This is a genomic window from Pseudomonas sp. MH9.2 (genome assembly GCF_034353875.1).
Taxonomy (GTDB): domain Bacteria; phylum Pseudomonadota; class Gammaproteobacteria; order Pseudomonadales; family Pseudomonadaceae; genus Aquipseudomonas.
The window spans coordinates 2,249,485-2,273,707 of sequence record NZ_CP133784.1; the positions used below are offsets into that span (position 1 = coordinate 2,249,485).

At 57.4% G+C, this 24,223-nt stretch carries 17 protein-coding genes; 1 reads left to right on the forward strand and 16 read right to left on the reverse strand.

The features are described 5' to 3' along the window. Nucleotides 1-83: 83 nt before the first annotated feature. Entirely contained in the window at nt 84-2,819 is a 2,736-nt protein-coding gene (gene secA / locus RHM55_RS10515) for a preprotein translocase subunit SecA (protein WP_322181791.1), read from the reverse strand. Between the two features lie 306 nt (nt 2,820-3,125). Here secA and RHM55_RS10520 point away from each other — a divergent pair, with 306 nt between their 5' ends. Beyond that, nucleotides 3,126-3,581, forward strand: a complete 456-nt coding sequence (locus tag RHM55_RS10520; protein ID WP_322181793.1) for a DUF721 domain-containing protein — start codon at nt 3,126-3,128, stop codon at nt 3,579-3,581. A 93-nt stretch (nt 3,582-3,674) separates the two neighbouring features. On the opposite strand, the gene RHM55_RS10525 is transcribed toward RHM55_RS10520, so the two are convergent. The 15 genes from RHM55_RS10525 to murD all read right to left on the reverse strand — a co-directional run bounded on the left by RHM55_RS10525 (nt 3,675) and on the right by murD (nt 24,219). Further along, nucleotides 3,675-4,442 carry a DUF6708 domain-containing protein gene (locus RHM55_RS10525; RefSeq protein WP_322181795.1) on the reverse strand — a complete coding sequence of 256 codons (768 nt, stop codon included), beginning with the start codon at nt 4,440-4,442 and terminating at the stop codon, nt 3,675-3,677. 415 nt (nt 4,443-4,857) lie between these two features. Then, nucleotides 4,858-6,051, reverse strand: coding sequence for a DUF6708 domain-containing protein (locus RHM55_RS10530; RefSeq protein WP_322181797.1), 1,194 nt, complete (start codon nt 6,049-6,051; stop codon nt 4,858-4,860). Further along, nucleotides 6,041-7,234: a DUF6708 domain-containing protein gene (locus RHM55_RS10535; RefSeq protein WP_322181799.1), complete on the reverse strand. Its 1,194-nt coding sequence runs from the start codon at nt 7,232-7,234 to the stop codon at nt 6,041-6,043. The genes RHM55_RS10530 and RHM55_RS10535 overlap by 11 nt, the downstream gene beginning before the upstream one ends. Then, the gene (locus RHM55_RS10540; protein ID WP_322181801.1) at nt 7,224-10,664 is read right to left on the reverse strand and encodes a toxin VasX; all 3,441 of its coding nucleotides are present in this window, start codon (nt 10,662-10,664) and stop codon (nt 7,224-7,226) included. The genes RHM55_RS10535 and RHM55_RS10540 overlap by 11 nt, the downstream gene beginning before the upstream one ends. Next, nucleotides 10,661-11,536, reverse strand: a complete 876-nt coding sequence (locus tag RHM55_RS10545; protein ID WP_322181803.1) for a DUF4123 domain-containing protein — start codon at nt 11,534-11,536, stop codon at nt 10,661-10,663. The genes RHM55_RS10540 and RHM55_RS10545 overlap by 4 nt, the downstream gene beginning before the upstream one ends. Continuing rightward, a complete protein-coding gene (tssI, locus tag RHM55_RS10550) occupies nt 11,529-13,571 on the reverse strand; it encodes a type VI secretion system tip protein TssI/VgrG (protein WP_322181805.1) in 2,043 nt (680 codons plus the stop codon). Before tssI ends, RHM55_RS10545 begins: the two co-directional genes overlap by 8 nt. 201 nt (nt 13,572-13,772) lie before the next feature. Next, on the reverse strand, nt 13,773-14,684 hold the full coding sequence (lpxC, locus tag RHM55_RS10555) for a UDP-3-O-acyl-N-acetylglucosamine deacetylase (protein WP_219062250.1): 912 nt from the start codon (nt 14,682-14,684) through the stop codon (nt 13,773-13,775). Nucleotides 14,685-14,796: 112 nt separating this feature from the next. Further along, a complete protein-coding gene (gene ftsZ / locus RHM55_RS10560; protein WP_219062251.1) occupies nt 14,797-15,987 on the reverse strand; it encodes a cell division protein FtsZ in 1,191 nt (396 codons plus the stop codon). 66 nt (nt 15,988-16,053) lie between these two features. Further along, nucleotides 16,054-17,307: a cell division protein FtsA gene (gene ftsA / locus RHM55_RS10565; RefSeq protein WP_219062252.1), complete on the reverse strand. Its 1,254-nt coding sequence runs from the start codon at nt 17,305-17,307 to the stop codon at nt 16,054-16,056. A 14-nt stretch (nt 17,308-17,321) separates the two neighbouring features. Further along, the gene (locus tag RHM55_RS10570; protein WP_322181807.1) at nt 17,322-18,188 is read right to left on the reverse strand and encodes a cell division protein FtsQ/DivIB; all 867 of its coding nucleotides are present in this window, start codon (nt 18,186-18,188) and stop codon (nt 17,322-17,324) included. A gap of 4 nt (nt 18,189-18,192) precedes the next feature. Continuing rightward, nucleotides 18,193-19,152, reverse strand: a complete 960-nt coding sequence (locus tag RHM55_RS10575; RefSeq protein WP_322181809.1) for a D-alanine--D-alanine ligase — start codon at nt 19,150-19,152, stop codon at nt 18,193-18,195. Beyond that, the gene (murC, locus tag RHM55_RS10580; RefSeq protein ID WP_322181811.1) at nt 19,149-20,609 is read right to left on the reverse strand and encodes a UDP-N-acetylmuramate--L-alanine ligase; all 1,461 of its coding nucleotides are present in this window, start codon (nt 20,607-20,609) and stop codon (nt 19,149-19,151) included. Before murC ends, RHM55_RS10575 begins: the two co-directional genes overlap by 4 nt. Continuing rightward, entirely contained in the window at nt 20,602-21,672 is a 1,071-nt protein-coding gene (murG, locus tag RHM55_RS10585; RefSeq protein WP_322181813.1) for an undecaprenyldiphospho-muramoylpentapeptide beta-N-acetylglucosaminyltransferase, read from the reverse strand. The genes murC and murG overlap by 8 nt, the downstream gene beginning before the upstream one ends. Then, nucleotides 21,662-22,873 carry a putative lipid II flippase FtsW gene (ftsW, locus tag RHM55_RS10590; RefSeq protein WP_219062358.1) on the reverse strand — a complete coding sequence of 404 codons (1,212 nt, stop codon included), beginning with the start codon at nt 22,871-22,873 and terminating at the stop codon, nt 21,662-21,664. The genes murG and ftsW overlap by 11 nt, the downstream gene beginning before the upstream one ends. After that, nucleotides 22,873-24,219: a UDP-N-acetylmuramoyl-L-alanine--D-glutamate ligase gene (gene murD / locus RHM55_RS10595; RefSeq protein WP_322181815.1), complete on the reverse strand. Its 1,347-nt coding sequence runs from the start codon at nt 24,217-24,219 to the stop codon at nt 22,873-22,875. The genes ftsW and murD overlap by 1 nt, the downstream gene beginning before the upstream one ends. Nucleotides 24,220-24,223: the final 4 nt, after the last annotated feature.

Below are 24,223 nucleotides of genomic sequence, written 5' to 3' on the forward strand. Positions count from 1 at the left end.
ACGGCTCAATCGATGGAAAAACGCCGCGACGGCTGGGCCGGTCGCGGCGCGGGGTATTTCAGGTTAACAACGCCAGGCTGAACTTAGTTGATCTGGCCGTGGCAGTGCTTGAACTTTTTGCCCGAACCACACCAGCACACTTCGTTGCGACCCAGTTTCTGATCGTTGCGAACCGGTGCCGCTGCGACGGCAACATCGCCCTCCTCCAGCAGCGCTTCGGGCTGATCCAGACTTGGAGCCTCGGCGTGTTCGAACTGCATGCGGTGAGCCAGCTCCTCGGCGTCGCGACGCAGACGGGCTTCTTCTTCGGCCGGGTCTTCGCGGCGAACCTGAACGTGAGACAGCACACGGATAGTGTCGCGCTTGATCGAGTCGAGCAGTTCCTGGAACAGCGCGAAGGACTCGCGTTTGTATTCCTGTTTCGGGTTCTTCTGTGCATAACCCCGCAGGTGGATACCGTGACGCAGGTGGTCCATGGTCGACAGATGGTCTTTCCACAGGTCGTCGAGGACACGTAGCAGAATCTGCTTCTCGAACGTGCGCAGCGCTTCGGCACTGGCTTGTTCTTCTTTATCGTTGTAGGCGGCCAGCAGCTCTTGCAAGAGCTTCTCGCGCAGGGTTTCTTCGTACAGATGATCGTCTTCGTCGAGCCACTGCTGGATCGGGAGCTGAACGCCGAAATCGCTGTTCAGCGCCGCTTCCAAGCCCACGACATCCCACTGTTCTGGCAGCGACTGTGGCGGAATGTGCTGGCTGACAAGGCTGTTGAGCACGTCCAGACGGAAGTCAGCGATGGTGTCACCAATGTTGGTCGCAGCCAGCAGGCTGTTACGCATGTGGTAAATCACTTTACGCTGTTCGTTGGAGACATCATCGAACTCAAGCAGTTGCTTGCGAATGTCGAAGTTACGGCCTTCGACTTTACGCTGCGCTTTTTCGATCGCATTGGTCACCATGCGGTGCTCAATCGCTTCGCCGGACTGCATGCCCAGCGCTTTCATGAAGTTTTTCACCCGATCAGAGGCGAAAATGCGCATCAGGCTGTCTTCCAGCGACAGGTAGAAACGGCTGGAACCTGTATCGCCCTGACGACCGGCACGACCACGCAGCTGGTTATCGATACGGCGCGACTCATGACGCTCGGAAGCAATCACATGCAGACCACCCGCTTCGATCACTTGCTGATGGCGTTTCTGCCAGTCGGCTTTGATCTGAGCGATCTGCTCAGGGGTCGGCTCTTCCAGGGCCGCGACTTCCACTTCCCAATTGCCGCCCAACAGAATGTCGGTACCACGACCGGCCATGTTGGTGGCAATGGTCAGCGCACCCGGACGACCGGCCTGGGCGATGATTTCGGCTTCTTTTTCGTGATACTTGGCGTTCAGAACCTTGTGATCGATGCCTTCCTTGATCAACAGGCTGGACATGTGCTCGGAGGTTTCGATGGTTGCCGTACCCACCAGTACCGGACGCCCCTGGGCCAGGCACTCTTTGATATCGGTGACGATGGCGGCGTATTTTTCTTCGGCGGTCAGGTAGACCAGGTCGTTGAAGTCTTTACGCGCCAGCGGCTTGTTCGGCGGAATAACCGTTACCGACAAGCTGTAGATCTGATGGAACTCGAACGCCTCGGTGTCCGCTGTACCGGTCATACCGGACAGCTTGTTGTACAGGCGGAAGTAGTTCTGGAAGGTGGTCGATGCCAGGGTCTGGCTCTCGGCCTGAATATTCAGCACTTCCTTCGCTTCGATGGCCTGATGCAGACCTTCGGACAGACGGCGACCCGGCATGGTACGACCGGTGTGTTCGTCGACCAGCAGGATCTGACCGTCCTGGACGATGTACTCGACGTTGCGATGGAACAGTTTGTGTGCGCGCAGACCGGCGTAAACGTGGGTCAAGAGGCCCAGGTTGTGCGCCGAGTACAGGCTTTCACCCACCGCCAGCAGGCCGACTTCAGTCAGCATCTCTTCGATGAACTGGTGACCGGCTTCGTTCAGTTCAACCTGACGGGTTTTCTCGTCAACGGTGAAATGCCCGGCCTTGGTAACAACACCTTCCACTTCCTCGATGTGCTGCTCGAGTCTCGGGATCAGTTTATTGATTTCGGTGTATAGCTTGGAGCTGTCTTCAGCCTGACCGGAAATGATCAGCGGCGTACGCGCTTCATCGATCAGGATCGAGTCGACTTCGTCGATTACAGCGAAGTTAAGCTCGCGCTGGAACTTGTCTTCCATGCTGAAAGCCATGTTGTCGCGCAGGTAATCGAAACCAAATTCGTTGTTGGTGCCGTAGGTGATATCCGACGCATAAGCAGCGCGCTTCTCTTCCGGCGGCTGGAAAGGCGTGACGACGCCGACGGTCAGACCGAGGAATTCGTAAAGCGGACGCATCCAGTTGGCGTCACGACGAGCCAGGTAGTCGTTCACAGTAATAACGTGCACGCCCTTACCGGCCAGCGCGTTCAGGTAAACCGCCAGTGTCGCCACCAGGGTCTTGCCTTCACCGGTACGCATTTCAGCGATCATGCCTTCGTGCAGGGCTGTGCCGCCAATCAACTGGACGTCGAAGTGGCGCATACCCATGACACGCTTGCCGGCTTCTCGGGCAACCGCAAAAGCTTCAGGCAGAAGTTGATCGAGGGTCTCACCTTTGGCTAAACGGGCCTTGAACTCTTCGGTCTTGGCACGCAATTGCTCGTCCGAAAGGGCCACCATTTGCTCTTCGAAGGCATTGACGGTGACGACCGTCTTGAGCATGCGTTTGACTTCACGCTCGTTCTTGCTTCCAAAAAGTTTCTTTAACAAAGGCGCAAACATATCGACAGGATCTTCCACACATAGGGATGGAGGGCGGCCCCGTGAGTCGCCCGTGCAGCCCTTATGGCCGCATGCGAACGAGCATTCTACCCGGAAACGGTGGTGAGGAAAGTGGCGTTATTCCACGATACCGGCACAACGCTCTAATGGGGCAGCTTTACAATAGGGCCGTTTTTTCGGACTTCAACCCATTGAGGGGAAAAGTGACGCATTGAATGTGTCCATAAAAGCACGGAAAACCCATCTAACGAAGCCGTGCGGGCGCTTTCTGCTACCATGGCCGCTCTGTAACTCAAGGTGTCCCACATGGCATTTCGTCCCCTCTCGGCAAGGGCGCCGGCCGTCTTGCTCCGCGAGGCGAAGCCGCTTAAAGCCATATTCCACCACGCTCAACGCCTGGCCCACTTACAGCGCCTGCTCGAAACCCAGCTGCAACCGGCTGCTCGTGAACACTGCCACGTCGCGTCCTGGCGTGAAGGCAGCCTGTTGCTGATCGTGACCGACGGTCATTGGGCCACGCGCCTGCGCTATCAACAGAAACGCCTGCAACGACAGCTGGTCGCTTTTGAAGAATTCGCCAGCCTGACGCGCATCCTGTTCAAAGTACAACCGCCTACCGTCCAACAGGGCGCAACAGGACACACCATCCATCTGTCGGCCAACGCCGCAGAAAGCATCCAGGCCACGGCAGAGGGTATTACCGACCCTAATCTGCGTGCCGCGCTGGAGCGGCTAGCGAGTCATGGCAAGCCCAAGGGCTGAAGAAACACTGCCGGACGCTGCCGCTATTGATACGGCGTGTGCAACGCTGGCACCACGCCCACGCGCCCTGATTTGCAGGGATGCGCCTATTGGTCACTGAGTCTGCTTACCCAGCAGTGCGCAGGCGTTCATGAAGGTCATTTTCTGTTTGCGCATTGCGTCTTCCACCGTGCGCGTGGCTTTTTGCAGGACGGGGCTGGGTTTGGCCCATTGATCGGTGGGGATCGGTTGCGACCAGCGCTGCACGTGGTCGGGCAACACGGGGGAACCGGCTTTGTGACCCCACTCGGCTATCATGTACGGCATTTTCCAGAAGGTTAAAACCCGGCGCACGTACCACCAGCGCACGGGCCAGCGGGTGCGAGGCTCAAGGCCGACTCTGGCGAGATACTCATCACTCAACGGGCAGTGCAAATCGCCCATGTCTTCCTTGATCCGCCGCTCCACGTCCCACGTGTGTAGCCCTTCGTAGGGTCGAAGTTCATCCTCGGTCAACTCCCGCCCCAACAGCATCTTCAGCCAGTCGCCCGTTTGATCCTTGGGAATGCCTTGCTCCATGTACATACGAATGGCCTCCCAGGTGCCAATGGCATGGGCCTGGCTGGGTTTACCGACCAATACGAACTGCACGGTGTCGTTTTTCTCGTCCTCCAGCCCCATGCCGAAGGTGTAGAACTGGGTGGCACCGTATTGGCTGACCATTTCTGATTGAGACACCCAGGCGACCACGCGCTCCCATGGCACGATCAGGACTTCGTGGGTGTCGCTGTCGACGAAACAAACTTCGCGACGTTGGCGGTTGAAGCGCAGGGGGTATTGTTTGGCTTGGGTGCGAACGCCAGAAATAACGGTTTCAATCATAATTCCAATGCATATCGGAGCGACCCAAAGCCCTAAATTCAAGAACCAAGAAAATAATATGTTCCAGTCATTTGAAAATGAGTTATTAGTATTGGGCGGCGTCGCAGCTAACAAAATCAATGCAAGCATGAGCGGGCAGATAAATATCAAGAAAATCATTAGCCACATAACCCAAGCCAACAATTTCCCCTGAAAAACCATACCGTTGTTGCTGCCGCCCATCTGCAGATACACATCATTCATCGCTGAGAAATCCTGCATGCTCACGGGCGCTTGACCGGTACACACCGGCAACGGTGCTAAATACAGTGTTTCCTCAAGGCCATGCTTCCGCACCTCGCCAACAGTAGGACGATTGTCTGTAATGTCCTGCGCCGCCATGGACGGCGCAGGGTTTTCTTTGCGTTTGAATACTTTACTGAGCATGTTTATTCAGCAGCGCGCAGGCGTTCATGAAGGTCATTTTCTGTTTGCGCATTGCGTCTTCCACCGTGCGCGTGGCTTTTTGCAGGACGGGACTGGGTTTGGCCCATTGATCGGTGGGGATCGGTTGCGACCAGCGCTGCACGTGGTCGGGCAACACGGGGGAACCGGCTTTGTGACCCCACTCGGCTATCATGTACGGCATTTTCCAGAAGGTTAAAACCCGGCGCACGTACCACCAGCGCACGGGCCAGCGGGTGCGAGGCTCAAGGCCGACTCTGGCGAGATACTCATCACTCAACGGGCAGTGCAAATCGCCCATGTCTTCCTTGATCCGCCGCTCCACGTCCCACGTGTGTAGCCCTTCGTAGGGTCGAAGTTCATCCTCGGTCAACTCCCGCCCCAACAGCATCTTCAGCCAGTCGCCCGTTTGATCCTTGGGAATGCCTTGCTCCATGTACATACGAATGGCCTCCCAGGTGCCAATGGCATGGGCCTGGCTGGGTTTACCGACCAATACGAACTGCACGGTGTCGTTTTTCTCGTCCTCCAGCCCCATGCCGAAGGTGTAGAACTGGGTGGCACCGTATTGGGTGACCATTTCTGATTGGGACACCCAGGCGACCACGCGCTCCCATGGCACGACCAGTACTTCGTGGGTGTCGCTGTCGACGAAACAAACTTCGCGACGTTGGCGGTTGAAGCGCAGGGGGTATTGTTTGGCTTGGGTGCGGACGCCCTCGACAATCGTATAACCGACGGTGCCAACAGATATAACCCCCATACACATCCCGACATAAAGACATGCCTGGAACCCCATCCAAAGAAGCCCCCAAAAAGAACGTTCGATATCTGCGGGTGAAAATATGATGATCAACGTCGCCATCAATATGGGAAAGAAGACCAAAACAATTAGCGTCAACCAAATGGCCCAAGCGAATAATTTCCCCTGAAAAACCATGCCGTTGTTGCTGCCGCCCATCTGCAGATACACATCATTCATCGCTGAGAAATTCTGCATGCTCACGGGCGCTTGCCCGGTACACACCGGCAACGGGGCTAAATACAGTGTTTCTTCCAGCCCATGCTTTCGCACCTCGCCAACAGTAGGACGATTGTCTGTAATGTCCTGCGCCGCCATGGACGGCGCAGGGTTATCTTTGCGTTTGAATACTTTACTGAGCATGTTTATTCAGCAGCGCGCAGGCGTTCATGAAGGTCATTTTCTGTTTGCGCATTGCGTCTTCCACCGTGCGCGTGGCTTTTTGCAGCGCGGGACTGGGTTTGGCCCATTGATCGGCGGGGATCGGTTGCGACCAGCGCTGCACGTGTTCGGGCAACACGGGCGAGCCGGCTTTGTGACCCCACTCGGCGATCATGTACGGCATTTTCCAGAAGGTTAAAACGCGGCGCACGTACCACCAGCGCACGGGCCAGCGGGTGCGAGGCTCAAGACCTATTTCGGCCATGCGCTCGTCGCTTATCGGCATGTGCAAACTGCCCATGTCCTCTTTTATCCGCCGCTCTACATCCCAACTGTGTAGCCCTTCGTAGGGTCGAAGTTCATCCTCGGTCAACTCCCGCCCCAACAGCATCTTCAGCCAGTCGCCCGTTTGATCCTTGGGAATGCCTTGCTCCATGTACATACGAATGGCCTCCCAGGTGCCAATGGCATGGGCCTGGCTGGGTTTACCGACCAATACGAACTGCACGGTGTCGTTTTTCTCGTCCTCCAGCCCCATGCCGAAGGTGTAGAACTGGGTGGCACCGTATTGGGTGACCATTTCTGATTGGGACACCCAGGCGACCACGCGCTCCCATGGCACGACCAGTACTTCGTGGGTGTCGCTGTCGACGAAACAAACTTCGCGACGTTGGCGGTTGAAGCGCAGGGGATATTGTTTGGCTTGGGTGCGGACGCCAGAAATAACGGTTTCAATCATAATTCCAATGCATATCGGAGCCACCCAAAGCCCTAAATTCAAGAACCAAGAAAATAATATGTTCCAGTCATTTGAAAATGAGTTATTAGTATTGGGCGGCGTTGCAGCTAACAAAATCAATGCAAGCATGAGCGGGCAGATAAATATCAAGAAAATCATTAGCCACATAACCCAAGCCAACAATTTCCCCTGAAAAACCATACCGTTGTTGCTGCCGCCCATCTGCAGATACACATCATTCATCGCTGAGAAATTCTGCATGCTCACGGGCGCTTGACCGGTACACACCGGCAACGGTGCTAAATACAGTGTTTCTTCCAGCCCATGCTTCCGCACCTCGCCAACAGTAGGACGATTGTTTGTGATGTCCTGCGCTGTCATGGACGGCGCAGGGTTTTCTTTACGATTGAATACTCTACTCAGCATCGAGGTACTTCAACTCGTCCTGCTTCAAGAACCAGGGTTCGATGGGTCTGAGCCGAGCAGGAAGTTCTTTGTGCGGTTTGTAGTTGAACGTCCCCTGTTGCTCAATCCTCACCCCGTACACAGTAGAGCGATGAATATCCAGAACATGAAAAATCGTCCGATGGCGCAGTGAACGATGGTCTTCCACCTTGTAGCTGACGGCCAGTGCCAGGCCGAAAGAGTCGGATAACTCCAGGGAAAAAATAGGCAGTCTCAAGACCAGCCCCTCATTTCCCTGACTGAGTACCGTAAGTCTGTTAGCAACATATTCGCTACGTTCCTCCCAGTAAGGTGGAACGTACACTGCTCGCCCAACGCGCTTGTAAGGTTGCTCGCTGGGTTGACGCTGATACACTTCAATTGACACTTCGCGACGGTCCAGTTCGGCGGTTCTTACCCCTGGGAAGGTCAGGCGCAGCTCAGTGTCTTTACCATTACGAATCAGCTGACACAGGGGCTGCTGGACCACGGCAGCCAGATCACTCCAGTCATCCTCCAGACCCTGCTTGACGTCGTCGTGGCCCCATGCACTGTGATGCATCCATTTTTTCATGGCATCCAGATTGAAGTAGTTATAGAGACCTTCACCGACCAGTTGCAATGCCATGCCAATAACGCCAATCACATTCGCTCGTACGGCAACGTTGATCAGTCGCGGACTTTTCTCCGCCCACGCCAGAGCGCGCAGTTCTCGCGGCAGCCTCAAAATCTCGGTGGTGATTGAATAGGTGTGCTTGAACCCCCATCCGTTAGTGCCCATTAAAATTGCATCGCCACTCATTTGTAATGAAGTAGCGGCCAGTTTTTTACCGTCACCTTGCGATAACGCTATACCCCATTGCCTAGCATGTTTTCCAAAGTCAATGGTGGCTGCCGCGAATCCAAAAGCAAAGGCTCCCAGTCCGGCAATAGCAGACCATTGACCCAATCGAGCCATCGAACTGAGCTTGCCGGCGGAACTTTCCATTTGGCCGATATGATATTGCAATATGCTTACTGCTAATCCTTGCGTGGCAGCAAAGCCTGCGGATAGTACGAGCACTAATGCTTCGCTGAACTGCGCGAACTCTCGTAGCCCCCTGCGATCTCTTTCTGCGATATCCCCTATAACACTCACAAACTTCATCGCATGCAAATAAAACAACACCACCGCAATCTGATCGCCCTTGGACTTGAGCACACTCGCCACCGGTCCTTTGAACGTGCCACTGCTCCGATAATCACGCACGGTGCGTTGCATCTCTTCGCTCAACTCGGCATCCATGTTGCCCAGCACCAAGCCAAACTGGCCGGGGCCCTTGCCGCCGGGCGTCAATGCGTGGCTCAGGCGATCCTCTACAGGCACCATTCGGGCTTTGAGGGCGACAATCTGATTGTTCAGCCCCTTCACGTCGCGCTGCCACATCACGTCGTGACGACGCTGCGTGTAAAGTTCCTTGAGTTCGTGGCGCATGTTCAGGGCAGTACTGCGGTCGAGGTTGAAATGCTCTATTTCCCATGGCGTAGCCGCACGAAGCGTCAGTCCGCTGGTGGCGTAAGAGCGAAGCAATCGCAGCCGTGCCGGTGGGCCGATATTGCGTATGAAACTATTGGGATCAATGCTGGCGCCACGCTGAAAGTCCCGTTGAAAGATGTCTAGTTGATGAGCTGTGGTCATCTGTAAAGCCGGGTCATACGCCCCACCCAACAAACTGCTCAACCCCTGAAACTCCCCAGTCAACCGCTGATAGTTCGGCAAGCGCTGCCGCATCAAACTGTTGAACTGGTTAGCCAGTGCATCCAGCTCCGCCACAGCGCCGGGGGCGTCGGTCAGCTTGATGCTGAAGTTGCCGAGGTCGGCGAGTTTTTTCTTCAGATCCAACTGATCGGCGCTGCCGAGGGTATCCAGCCCTGGCACCTGGACCAGCGGATTTTTCTCCAGATAGGCTTCCAGTTGCACCATGGCCTCACGGTCATCGCAGATAGCGGCGACGCACTCGAGCTCGGTTTCCAGTCGATGTCTGATCTGCTCGTTTTGCTGGAAATCGTAGTACCACGCAGCGCGATGGAAATGGCCTTCGACGATCATCTTCAGGCGGTCGGCGCGGATGCGTTTGAGCTGGCCTTGCCAGTGTTGCAACAGGGTTTGTTGTTTGAGCACAAAGGCTTGCATGGCGTGCCGATTCACCAGGTCATCGATACCGCGCTCACCCGGTTCGGCACCGTGCAGGGCTTCGTAGGTCTGGAAGTTCAGCTCGACGATGGCCTCTCGATGGTGTTGCCAACGCGGGTCACCCAGCGCATCACGTAATTCCATGGAGGCTTTGGCGAAGGGATTGGTCTGCGCCAGCTCACGCCAGTGACTCTCGTCGCCGTACACCCCCGGCCCGTGATAATCGCGTTTGATGCGTAAGTAGTTCAGCAGCGTCTCGCGTTCTGATTCGGTGGTGTCCTTGATCAACGCGGCATAACGCGGGTCATCGGTGGCCAGCTCGCTCAAGCGTTTCTGGCTGACGTCGTACAGGGACTGAATGTAAGCGCCCGTGAGGTACTGGCGTTGCAGGGCGTCATCGTCGCTCCACTGACCGATCCAGTCAGCGACCTTGAGCTGGGCGGCGGCCAGGTCGCGCATGATGCCGATGTCGTCACGTACCACCAGAAACAGGAAATCGCGCTGGTGTGCGCCATCGACCTGGCTGGTCAATTCTTCGATCCAGGTGTGGCGAAACAGCGGCGTGTGTTCCCAGATGTAAGCGGTGTTTTCTTCCGTGCTTGCGCCGTCGGGCAGGGTCTTGCCCGGGGCTTGATCGACCGGGCCGCGACCGCCGGTTTCGCAACGATTTTCCGCCACTTCCGCCAGCCAGTCTGTGGCCTGCTTTTCGGTCAGTAAATGCTGGCCTGTGTGCTCACTGCTGGTGGCGGTCAGGTCGACGCGTTGCATGAAGTGTTCGCGCTCGGTGGCGTGCCGGATCACTTGCGAGCACTTGTAGGCGGTCCACTGAATTTCCGAGTAGGCCACGTACACCGTGCTGCGGCGAGCGAGGGTCAGGGTGGACCCACCTTCGATGGCATGCTCACGGACATCGCTGGCGACCTCGGTGCCCTGCCACAATAATTTGCTCAGAGAACCTTGTTCCACGAAGTACTCGTGCAGATAACCGGTCGTGTTATCGATGACGTACAAGTAACCGTTGCGCAACAAGCGAATGCCCATGGCCTTGCTCTGCAAGGTGTGGGGCATGGGGATGTCAGAGGGAGGCGTAAGGTGCTCCACCAGGCCGTAGCGGACCGGCAGCAACTGGATCGTGGTTTTGGTCAGTGGGCACACCCCTCCAGCGCTGACGTTATCGCGACTGCGGGACTGGGCGATCAAATTAGCCAAATGGCCACGGGGGGTCATGAGGTCGGTCATGGGTGGCTCCTGCGCTCGACCAACGTGGTGATCATTGCGATACGCGTGCTGGGTGGGAGTGGGGACGCGGGGTTCAGCAGGCTGGCGATTTCTGGATCGGCCACAAGCCGCTGTTCGCCTAGAAAACCATGGGCGTTGGCGTACAACCAGATGTCGGCCTCGCTTTCAAAGCCGAGTTCGACTGCCCGCTTTGCCAGGCCACGCAAGTGCTGCCAGCGCTGTTGGGGCTGCAAATCCATGCGGTAGTCGGGAAAAAATTCGCCCATGTGCCCGTAGAGTTCGGTCACATTTTTGTCGAAACTGGCTTCATTCAGAAGCTCCACCTGCCGCTCGTTCAGTCGGTACAACGCGGCGTGGTTCGGAGCGGGTCGCTCACCGGCACGGGTGTAGTGGCGCCAACCGTCGCTCACCGCGTTGACGACCATGACCCGCAGGCAAGGTCCAAACAGGGTGGACGTCGAGGATACTGTGTCGCTGAACACCGCATGGGCCACTGCCGGATCGGCGATGCGCAGCAGCATTTCCTCACCCGAGGGGTGTTCGACGCTTGCCAGCCAGCGCCAATGCGCGGCCACCTGCTCCCATGGGGCATCGCAGGCCAATAGATAACCCCAATGCTCTCCGACATGGGCCAAAAACTGCTCAAGAATGGGGTCACTCGGCTCTTTCAGGCGTACAAGACAGGGAGAGAGCGCCCTGAATTGCGCAAACCGGGTCCGCAGATAAATAACCTCGACTGTCACCTCGGGGTCCCATTGAAACAGACGCGGCAGCAGCGTCTTGACCTGTACTGCATCCAGCAACAGCGCAACGGTTTGTTCCCAGGAAAAGTCGTCGGGCAAACACAGGGTTGGTTTTTTTGCATTAATCATGGGTCTGCTCCGTGTTGGCTAGCACGCACAGCGGGCACAGCAGTGGCATGCGCGAAGCGGTATCGGTTTGCCCTTTTGACGCGAAGACGATCGACGGCGGAACCCCTCCTGCAATCAGTGTTTGAGTGTCGCCGGGGGCCAACGGCATTGCAGGGGTCCCCGGTACCGGTGCGCCGCCGACCTGGATCGGTGTACTGCTGAAAATCCCCGCCGGATTGATGACGATGTGCTGACCGTTGATCGACAGCGTCAAGCTGAGGCCACCGCTGATGACGATGTTGTCACCGCTGATGTGCACTTCTTGCCCGGCGGCCATCAACAAGTCGCCACCGACGCGGGTGTGACTGCTGCCAGCGACGTCGAGGTGATCGTCGGCCAACAACTGCACTTTGCGGGCGCCGGTGACGGTGACGTTTTCCTCGGCCTTGAGCACGGTGGTGCTGTTGCCTTTGATGGTTTCCAGACGTTCGTTGCCGATTTCGATGCGGCTGTCGTTCTGGATCAACTGCTCCATATCGCGCTGGGCGCGGAGGTAGATCAGCTCTGCCCCGCTCCTGTCTTCCAGGCTCAGCTCATTGAAACCAGACGTTTTTCCGGTGCTTTTGCTGCGCAAAACGGTTTTAGTTTTGTTTTCCGGCAGGTTGTGAGGCACTTGATGGGTGTTGTTGCTCAGGCATCCGACCACAATCGGCTTGCAGGCGTGCCCTTCTTCGAAGGCGACCAACACTTCCATGCCCACGCGGGGGATGGTGACCGCGCCGTATCCGGCGCCGGCCCAGCTGGAGGCCACCCGCACCCAGCAGCTGGTGCTTTCGTTTTCTTCACTGCGGTCCCAGTGAAAACGGACTTTTACCCGCCCGTATTGATCACAGTGGATGTCCTCTTCGGCAGGGCCGGTCACCACGGCGGTTTGCATGCCTTGAATCTTCGGGACTGGATGTTTGAGGGCAGGCCGAAATTGCACGGTCTCGCGGATAGCAATGAACTCATTGCGATAACCCTGAGTGATTCGACCGGACTCCACCGGCTCGTCACTGACCGCGTATTCCTCTAATACAGCAGGCTGGCGACCATCATGAAACACCCAAGTCGGTAACCAGACCACGTTCCAGGCCGGCTCCGGGTGTTCTTCTACCTTTAACGGCGTGCCACTGCGCAGCAAAGGCTGGTCGCTCTGACCTTGGGCGAGTTCAGCATCGCCGCGAAGTCGCTCCAGCGCCCGACGCGTGCGTACCCGTCCTTGGTGCGCGGTATCAAACTCTCCGGGGTAGATGTACGTCTCAAGGTTCGGAAATACCTTGGAGTCCCGGTCCGCTTCCAGCGAGAGGTGTGCGTTTTGGAAGTCGTAATCACGGTGGGTGACGCGGCTGGCGCGGGTGCTCAGGCCTACGCCGAACGCCTGGATCACCGGATGCTCTGCCGCCATGCCGTTGATCGGCCGAAACGGCATCACCACGGTGGGATTGCCCGCGTGATAGAACTCGGTTTCCTGATCGGCGAAGATCAGTTGGTGCCCTTCCGGGGAGTGCTTGAAGTAATAGAAGTAGCCTTCGGCCTCGCACAAACGGCTGACGAAATGCAGGTCAGATTCATCGTACTGAACGCAATATTCATGCGGGACCGGTTTCTCCGGGCCGATGTTGAACAGCACGTGCAAACCGTTCAGCAAACCATGCCCCTTGAGCACGTCGCGGAGGATGGCTTCAGTGGTCAGGTTCTGGAAAATCCGCCGATTACTGGCGTGCTGCAAATAGCGCAGAAACGGCACCATTACCAGTTGGTAGTGGCTCAACCGGGTGCCCACTTTGCCTTTCCGGATGGAGTAGATATGGCCGTGCAGGCCCCGATCGCCAAAAGCCAGATAGGCTTCTTTGTGCAGCAGGCTTTCCAGCTCGCGCGGCGGTCGGTCGGTGACCACATCGACGGTGATGTCGAAGCACTCGCTGATGGCCTCTTCGCCGGAAAAGGCTAGAACAAGTAACTCGTTGTCTTTAGCTCCTTTGATGCTGAGCGTGAACGTTGGGGCAGTGGGCATCGCCGTTCTTCATATCGGAATGAACGGTAATTTTGGGTAGATAAACCGACTAAAGGTATCCCACCCTGCCGACAAACCCAGTAGGAGACGTCTCTCAATTTCGCAGGGTTATTCTTACATTCTCCCTGCACTCTTCAACAACCATAAAAAAAGGCCACCCGAAGGCAGCCTTAAAAAACAAAAGGAAAGAGAGAGTACTAATTACACGGCCGCAACAGGACGCATGTAAGAGATCGGGGCGGTGCTGGCGTCTTCGAAGGTCACGATTTCCCAAGCATCTTTCTGCGCAATCAATGCGCGAAGAAGGACGTTGTTCAGTGCGTGCCCAGACTTGAAGCCTCGGAACTCGCCTATCAGGCTATTGCCCAGCAGGTAAAGGTCACCGATTGCATCCAGGATTTTGTGTTTGACGAATTCGTCCTCGTACCGCAGGCCGTCCTCGTTAAGCACTCCGTCCTTGTCGACCACGATGGCATTTTCTACGCTACCGCCAAGTGCGAGATTGTGCTTGCGCAGGTACTCGATATCACTCATGAACCCAAAGGTACGGGCGCGGCTGACTTCTTTAACAAAAGAAGTACTGGAAAAATCCACGGTTGCACTTTGGGTACGGTTACGGAAAACAGGGTGGTCGAAGTCGATCTCGAAACTCACCTTGAACCCTTCGAAAGGCAGGAAAGTGGCGGTTTTGCCGTCCTCTTCCACAGTAACTTCTTTCAGGATACGAATGAATTTCTTGGCTGCGTCCTGTTCTTCCAGGCCGGCAGATTGAATCAGGAATACGAAGGGTCCCGCGCTGCCGTCCATGATTGGAACTTCGGAGGCAGAGAGTTCGACGTAGGCGTTATCGATGCCAAGGCCAGCCATGGCCGAAAGCAAGTGCTCTACCGTGTCCACCTTGGTGTCCCCGCTGACCAAAGTGGTCGACAGGGTGGTGTCACCGACGTTTTCCGCACGGGCAGGGATCTGCACCACAGGGTCGAGGTCGGCACGACAAAACACGATGCCGGTATTCACAGGTGCGGGCTTGAGGGTCAGGTAAACCTTTTCCCCCGAGTGCAGGCCTACACCTGTGGCACGGATAATATTTTTCAGGGTGCGTTGTTTAATCATGGCATTGGCCGCTTCAGCGCAAGTTGCGAACTGGTATCAACAAAGGCTGGCGATAATAGCAGACCCGGCCTTTGCTGAACACCAATCACCCTAATACCCCTGATACATTTCATCAATCGGCCTGGCGACGCAGGAAAGCCGGGATATCCAGATAATCCAGGTCATCGTGCGGGTTCATCTTCGCTGCAGCGGCAGCACCGGCGTGAGCCTGGTTGCGCATCACAGTCGGACGGTCCAGATCGCGGTAATTCACCGACGGCAGCTCCTGACGTGCAGAAGGTTGCACTGCAGCATGTTGTTGCGAGGTCTGCAGGGTGTTGTCGATCACCTTCACAGGTTTCTCGATTTTCGCGCCCAGGCCAGTGGCAACCACGGTCACGTGCAACTCGTCGCGCATGTCCGGATCGATAACCGTACCGACCTTGACCATCGCGTGCTCGGAGGCGAACGCTTCAATGATGCTACCCACGTCCGAGTACTCACCCAGGGACAGGTCAGGACCGGCAGTGATGTTGACCAGGATGCCGCGAGCACCTTGCAGGTTGACGTCTTCGAGCAGCGGGTTGCGGATGGCTGCCTCAGTCGCTTCACGTGCACGGTTCGGACCGCTGGCGCAGCCAGTGCCCATCATCGCCATACCCATTTCGCTCATCACGGTACGTACGTCAGCGAAGTCGACGTTGATCATGCCCGGACGTTTGATGATGTCGGAGATACCGCGAACAGCACCGGCCAGTACATCGTCAGCCTTGGCGAAAGCCGACAGCAAGCTGGCGTCCTTACCGAGGATGGTCAGCAGCTTCTCGTTAGGGATGGTGATCAACGAGTCAACGCTTTCCGACAACAGGCGGATGCCTTCATCGGCGATCTGCATGCGTTTGCGGCCTTCGAACGGGAACGGACGAGTCACCACTGCAACGGTGAGAATCCCCATTTCCTTGGCCACTTCGGCGATGATCGGTGCAGCACCGGTACCGGTACCGCCGCCCATGCCAGTGGTAATGAACACCATGTTGGTGCCCTGTAGCACTTCAGCAATGCGCTCACGGTCTTCCAGTGCAGCCTGACGACCTACTTCAGGGTTGGCACCAGCACCCAAACCTTTGGTCACACCAGTGCCCAATTGCAGGATGGTCCGTGCGCCGATGCTTTTCAGCGCTTGTGCGTCAGTGTTGGCGCAGATGAATTCCACACCTTCGATGTTGCTCTTAACCATGTGGTTAACAGCATTACCACCACCACCACCAACACCGATAACCTTGATTACCGGGCTTTGCGGGACGTTGTCTACGAGTTCGAACATTTTCCCTCTCCTTTCATTTTCTCTAGTTTTTTCGCCTACTGCCTACCACTACTACTGCTTTGAAACTTAGAAATTGCCTTGCACCCAGCGCTTGAGGCGCTCGAATACCGGTGTTTTAGGTTCATCGCTATAGCTGCTGCTACTGATGCCGGACAACGAAATACCGTCGGATTGCTTTTGCAGCCCGTACAGCAACAGCCCCACACCAGTGGAATAGATTGGGTTGCGGACGACGTCCGAGAGCCCTTTGACACTGTGCGGCACGCCGAGGCGTACCGGCATATGGAAGATTTCCTCGGCCAGTTCGACCGCGCCTTCCATTTTTGAGGTACCACCGGTCAGCACGATGCCGGCCGGGATCAAGTCTTCATAACCACTGCGACGCAGCTCGGCCTGAATCAATGTGAACAACTCGTCGTAACGCGGCTCGACCACTTCAGCCAGCGCCTGACGGGACAACTCACGTGGTGGACGGTCGCCGACGCTTGGTACTTTGATCGTTTCGCCGGCGCCAGCCAGTTTGGCCAGGGCACAGGCGTAGCGAATCTTGATCTCTTCGGCGTATTGGGTAGGTGTACGCAACGCCATCGCGATGTCGTTGGTAACCTGATCGCCCGCAATCGGGATGACTGCGGTATGACGAATAGCGCCTTCGGTGAAGATGGCGATGTCGGTGGTGCCGCCGCCGATATCGACCAGGCAAACGCCCAGTTCTTTCTCATCATCCGTCAGCACCGAATACGCGGAAGCCAGCTGTTCGAGAATGATGTCGTCAATTTCCAGCCCGCAACGACGCACGCATTTTTCAATGTTTTGTGCGGCATTGACGGCGCAAGTCACCACATGAACCTTGGCTTCCAGACGTACGCCCGACATCCCCAAAGGCTCACGAACGCCTTCCTGGTTGTCTATCACGTAGTCCTGCGGCAGGGTGTGGAGCACCCGCTGATCCGCTGGAATCGCCACGGCCTGGGCGGCATCGAGTACACGCTCCAGATCCGCCATGCTGACTTCACGGTCACGGATCGCCACGATGCCGTGGGAGTTCAGGCTGCGAATGTGGTTGCCCGCTACACCGACGAAAGCCGAGTGAATACGGCAACCGGCCATCAGCTGAGCTTCTTCAACGGCGCGCTGGATCGATTGCACGGTGGACTCGATGTTCACCACCACGCCCTTCTTCAGGCCACGGGAAGGATGCGTGCCGATACCGACGATTTCCAGGGTGCCATCCGCCCCGACTTCGCCCACCAACGCCACCACTTTGGAGGTGCCGATATCCAAGCCGACGATCATTTTCCCGCTTTGCACGTTTGCCATGGTCCTGCCTCTTATCAATTCTTCGCGACGGCGGGTTTGTCCGTCGTAGGCGCAACCTGCTCACGCCATCCCACGGCAAGGCCGTTGGAGTAACGCAGGTCGATGCGCGCAATATTCGTCATCTGTTCTTTAAGCGTTTTTTCATAAATGGCAATAAATCGGCGCATTTTTTCCACCAGATGGTCGCGTCCCAGTAACAACTCGATACCCGGGCCCGCACTGCCTGCACCAGTGGTCAAAAACCAACTGCCACGTTCACGTAATTCCAGACGTACGATGGAAAAACCCAACGGCCGTAACATCTGACTCAACACCTGATACTGCTGCATCACCTGCTGCTGGGCACGTTGAGGGCCAAACAGTTGAGGCAGATGCTCGTAATTGGCCAGCTCGCGCGGGGTAAACGCCTGACCCTGGTTGTTCAGCAGCGCCTCTTCACCCCAGCGCGCCACCGGCAATTGTTCTTCCAGACGAATGACCACCTGATCGGGCCAGACACGCCTGACTTCGGCGTGGGCGATCCAAGGCATTTGTTCCAGTTCGGTGCGCATCCCTGCGAGGTCGATGGTGAAGAAGCTCGCCGCCACATAAGGGGCAATGCGCTGCTGCACCGCTTGCTGGCTGATGTAGCTCAGATCACCCTGCACATTGATCCGGGTAATTGGCCGGTCGGCATACGGCAACAGCCGCTGCGCGGCTTCGTAGGTACCGAAGCCCAGAACGACCAACATCACAGGCCAGAACAGGCGCTTGAAGAATCCGAGGTTTGCTTTAGGCAGACGCATCGACAGCGGCTCTTTGGCCACCATCCGACTGGCACCACGCGGCACCGGCTTGCGGCCGGGAACGGGTTGCTGATGACGTAGCATCGCGCCTTGCATGGGATTAACCTCGCGCCTCGACACTGTCAGCCAGAATCGCTAACACTAACTGCTGAAAATCCAGGCCCGCCGCTCGTGCCGCCATCGGGACCAGACTGTGATCGGTCATGCCGGGGACGGTGTTCACTTCCAACAACCAGAACTTGCCATCAGCATCCTGCATAACGTCCGCACGCGCCCAACCTGCAATGCCAACGGCCTCGCAAGCACGCGCAGTAAGATCTTTAAGCTCTTGTTCTTTTGCACTGTCGAGCCCGCAAGGGATCCGATACTGAGTATCGGAAGCCAGGTACTTGGCGTCGTAGTCGTAGAAACTGTGGGGAGTGCCCAGACCGATGGGCGGTAATATCTGGTCACGCAGAGTCGCGATAGTAAACTCCGGACCCTGGATCCATTGCTCGACCAATACTTGTGAATCGTAGGTGCTGGCAGCTTTCCATGCGGCGATCAACTCATCGACGCTGGTCACCTTGGCCATACCGATACTCGAACCTTCATGGGCAGGTTTGACGATTAAAGGGAAGCCCAGTTCCGTTGCCGCAGAAATACAATCAGCCTCAGTGCTCAATGCGGCATGCCGAGGTGTCGACAAGCCCAGACTTTGCCAGATCTGCTTGGTCCGCAACTTGTCCATGGCCAGCGCAGAAGCCAGTACGCCGCTGCCGGTGTAGGGGATCTCCAGACACTCCAGCAGGCCTTGCATGCTGCCGTCTTCGCCGCCACGACCGTGCAAGACGATAAAAGCACGATCAATTTTTTCGCTGACCAGACGCTGCAGGAAGTCGTCACCGACGTCGATGCCGAACGCGTCGACACCTGCACTTTGCAGGGCCTCAAGCACTGCCTGACCGGATTTCAGCGACACTTCGCGCTCAGCGCTTTTACCACCAAACAGGACGGCGACACGGCCGAAAGCCTTGGGTTCGAGCGTGGACAACAAGGTGGATTGCAGGGTTGAAGTCATTTCAGTTTCCCCTCGGTCGGGGCCACGACAGCACCTGCAAACAGCGGGCTTCGAAGCAGTTGCGGCGCGAGGCCACCAATGTCACCGGCGCCCTGGCACAGCAAAATATCGCCAGCACGCAACAGTGGTTTGACCAGCGGTGCCAACTCGACGCCACGCTCGATGTAGATCGGGTCCAGCTGACCACGTTGACGAATGCTGTGGCACAAGTTGCGACTGTCGGCACCTGGAATCGGTTCTTCACCGGCTGGATAGACTTCCATCAGCAACAACACGTTGGCTTCGGCCAGTACTTGCACGAAGTCATCGTAAAGGTCGCGAGTACGGCTGAAGCGATGAGGCTGGTAAACCATGACCAGACGACGATCCGGCCAGCCGCCACGGACAGCATTGATTACCGCAGACACTTCACGCGGGTGATGGCCGTAGTCGTCGACCAGCATCACATTGCCGCCTTCGACCGGCAGCTCGCCATAGATCTGGAAGCGTCGACCAACACCCTGGAAGCCTGACAGCCCCTGGACGATAGCCTCGTCGCTGACGCCCTCGTCGGTAGAGATTGCGATGGTCGCCAACGAGTTCAGAACGTTGTGGTTGCCCGGCATGTTTACCGAGACATCCAGCGGCGCGCGGTCACGACGCAGCACCGTAAAGTAAGTCAGCATGCCTTCCTGACGCACGTTGATGGCGCGTACGTCGGCTTCTTCGCTGAAGCCGTAAGTCAGCGTCGGACGCTTGATCAGCGGCAGAATTTCACGCACCACTGGATCATCGATGCACACCACGGCCAGCCCATAGAACGGCAGGTTGTGCAGGAACTCGACGAAGGTTTTCTTCAGTTTGTTGAAGTCGCCTTCGTAGGTCGCCATATGGTCGGCGTCGATGTTAGTGACCACGGCCACCAACGGCTGCAAGTGCAGGAAGCTGGCGTCGCTTTCATCCGCTTCAGCGATCAGGTAACGGCTGGTGCCTAACTGAGCGTTGGTTCCAGCAGCATTCAGGCGACCACCGATAACGAACGTCGGGTCCAGGCCACCGGCCGCGAACACCGAAGCGATCAAACTGGTGGTGGTGGTTTTGCCATGCGTGCCAGCGACTGCGATGCCGTGGCGATAGCGCATCAGTTCGGCCAGCATTTCGGCACGCGGGACCACAGGAATGCGACGTTCCAGAGCCGTAGCGACTTCCGGGTTCGCGGTATTGACTGCACTGGAGACCACAAGCACGTCAGCCGTCGCGATGTTCTCGGCGCGATGGCCGATAAACACCTTGGCGCCGAACGATTCAAGACGTTCAGTCACTGGTGAAGACTTCAAGTCGGAGCCGGACACTTTGTAGCCCAGGTTAAGCAGAACCTCGGCAATACCGCACATGCCCACCCCGCCGATACCGACGAAATGGATGCGACGGATGCGGCGCATTTCCGGCTGGGGCATCGCCCTCTTGCTCTCAACCATGAGCCACCTCCAGACAGATATCGACCACAGTGCGCGTTGCGTCAGGTTTGGCCAGGTGGCGAGCCGTGCGGGCCATGTTGTTCAATTGTTCGGGTTGCATCAAAACCTCTTTCAGGCGTGCGGCCATTTCGGCTGCGCCAGTTGTCGCTTGTGGCATGACGAAGGCTGCACCTTCGCGGGCCAGATAGTCGGCATTACGGGACTGGTGGTCGTCGATCGCGTGGGGCAACGGCACCAACAGCGACGGCAGGCCAGCCGCAGCCAGTTCACTGACGGTCAGCGCGCCTGCGCGACAAACCACCAGGTCGGCCCAGCCATAGGCTTGAGCCATGTCTTTGATGAAGGGCGCCACTTGCGCCTCGACATCGGCAGTGCGATAGCGCTCTGCGGTGATCTGGTCATGATTCTTGCCGGCCTGATGAAACACTTCAGGTCGCAACTCCAGCGGCACCTGTGCCAATGCAGCAGGCAGCAGTTTGTTCAGCGGTTCAGCGCCCAGACTTCCGCCAAGGATCAGCAGACGGGCTTTACGTCCGCCCAGCGCCTGACGCGGCGTTTCGAGAAACAACTCGGTGCGTACCGGGTTGCCGGTGGTACGGCGTTTTGCCGAAGCCGAAAACGTATTCGGGAAGGCTTCGCACACACGAGTGGCAAACGGCGCCAGGCTGCGATTGGCTGTACCGGCGACGGCGTTCTGTTCATGAATGATCAGCGGTACCCCCGCCAATTTCGCTGCCAAGCCGCCAGGGCCGGTGACAAAACCGCCCATTCCCAGTACGCAGACCGGTTGCAACTGACGGACGATCTTGCGCGCCTGCAGCAACGCCCTGAGCAGCACAAACGGCGCTTTCAACAGCGAAATCACGCCCTTGCCCCGGAGGCCGGTCACGTTGATCAAATGCAGCGGCAAGCCCGCTTGAGGGACCAGTTCGTTTTCGATACCGCGCGGCGTGCCGAGCCAGTGCACGCGGTAGCCGCGGGCCTGGAACTCGCGCGCACAGGCCAGCGCCGGGAAGACGTGCCCACCCGTACCGCCCGCCATGATCAGCACGTTAGCGCCCATGGGTCGGCTCCTCGGTGAAGTCGCTTTCATTGAATTCCGTTTCTTCACTGCCGGTATTGGTCCGCGCCTCCCACTCGATGCGCAGCAACAAGCCCAGGCTTGCGCAGCAGATCACCAACGAACTGCCGCCATAACTGAGGAAGGGCAAGGTCAGGCCTTTAGTCGGCAGTAGCCCGACGTTTACGCCAATGTTGATCAGGAACTGACCAATCCACAGGAACGCCAGACCGTAAGCCACATAGGCAGCGAAATATTGCTTGGCCCTTTCGGCCCACATGCCGATGTACATGGCCCGGATACTGACGAATACAAACAGGCCCACAGTGATCAGCGAGCCAACCACGCCCAACTCTTCCGCGAGCACGGCAAACACGAAGTCGGTGTGCGCTTCAGGTAAATAGAACTGTTTCTGCACGCTGTTACCCAGACCGACGCCGAACCATTCGCCACGGCCAAAGGCAATCAGGGCCTGGGTCAGCTGATAACCGGAGCCAAACTGATCGGACCAGGGGTCGGTGAAGGTGATCAGGCGCGCCATACGATAGGGCTGCGCTTGAACCAGCACGAACACCGCGCCCACCGCCAACACCACCATCAGGGTGAAGCGGAACAGCCCTACGCCACCGAGGAACAGCATCGCAGCAGCAGCCCCCATCATTACCACGGTGGCACCGAAGTCCGGCTCCATCAGCAGCAAACCTGCCATGGGCAGCAAAACGATGAATGGCTTGAAGAAGCCCATCCAGCTTTCGCGGACTTCCTGCTGGCGCCGTACTAGGTAACCGGCAAGAAAAATCACCACGAAAACCTTGGCGATTTCCGAAGGCTGGACGTTGAACATCCCGAAGCCGATCCAGCGCATCGAACCGTTAACCTCACGGCCCAGCCCCGGCACCAATACCATCACCAGCAAGCCGAAGGCGCCAATCAACATCAGCCAGCCCAGGCGCTGCCAGGTTGAAACCGGAATCATCATGGTCACGCCACAGGCGCCCAAACCGATGACCAGATACACCAGGTGACGCATCATCATGTATAGCGGGTTGCCGGACTGCACGGCGGCCACTTCTGACGAGGCAGAAGTGATCATCACCAGGCCCAGGCCCAGCAGCGCAAGGCAACCGGCCAACATCGGAAAGTCGACATCAATGCCGCGACCGCTGATCAGCGGCGATGGATAAGGCTTGATCACACCCAGAATCATGACAAGCCCTCCACGGCATGAGCGAACACACGCCCGCGCTCTTCGAAATTCTTGAACATGTCCAGGCTGGCACAGGCGGGAGACAGCAATACCGCATCCCCGCTCTGCGCCCATTCGGCAGCACGTTGCACAGCTTCGTCCAGGGTTTTGACGCGAACTAAAGGCACCGCATCGCCGAAGGTTTTGGCAAGCAATTCAGCATCGCGGCCCAACAACACAACCACGCGGCAATAGGCGGCGACAGGGGCACGCAAGGCACTGAAGTCAGCACCCTTGCCATCTCCACCTGCGATCAACACCAACTTGCCCGCGATATCCACGCCCAAGCCTTCGATGGCAGCCAGCGCGGCGCCAACGTTGGTGGCCTTGGAGTCGTCGTAATAGTTGACACCTGCACGCTCCCGCAGCCATTGGCAGCGATGCGCTAGGCCGGTGAAGGTGCGCAAGGCGCTGAGCATGGCGTCGAACGGCAAGCCCACCGCATGCCCAAGCGCCAACGCAGCCAAGGCGTTGGACTGATTGTGCGCGCCGCGAATTTTCAGCTCGCGGACCGGCATCAGGTTGTCGAACTGGAAGGCGAGGTATTTTTCGCCGTTCTCTTCGCGCAGACCGAAGCCGTGGAAATCTGGTGTATTCAGACCGAAGGTCCAGCACGGCAGGCCTTCACCGATCAGAGGCCGCGACAGTGCGTCCTGACGATTGACCACCACTTGCCGGGCGCCACGAAAAATCCGGTGCTTGGCCAAGTGATAAGCCGGTAGACCGCTGTAACGGTCCATGTGATCTTCGCTGACATTCAACACGGTCGCCACTTCGGCGCCGAGCTGGTCAGTGGTTTCAAGCTGGAAGCTGGAGAGCTCGAGCACGTAAAGCTCGACCGAGTCGTCGAGCAAGTCCAGCGCCGGAGTGCCGAGGTTGCCACCGACCGCAACGCGTTTACCCGCTGCGACCGCCATTTCACCCACCAGCGTGGTGACCGTGCTTTTCGCATTCGAACCGCTGATTGCAACGATGGGCGCCTTCGCGTTACGCGCGAACAACTCGATATCACCCGACAATTTCACGCCACGGGCCGCCGCTTGCTGCAATGCAGGGGTCGCCAATGCCAGACCGGGGCTTACGTACAGCTCGTCGGCACGGCAGAGAAACTCCACATCCAGCTCGCCGCAACGTACTTCCACATGCGGGTAGTCCTGACGCAACGTCGCCAACTCAGGCGGATTGTCCCGCGTATCAGCCACAGCAAACGACACACCCTGCTTCGCCAGGAAGCGAACCAGGGACATGCCGCTCTTGCCGAGGCCGACAACGATGCGGAAGTGGTCAGAAACGATCAGAGACACTCGT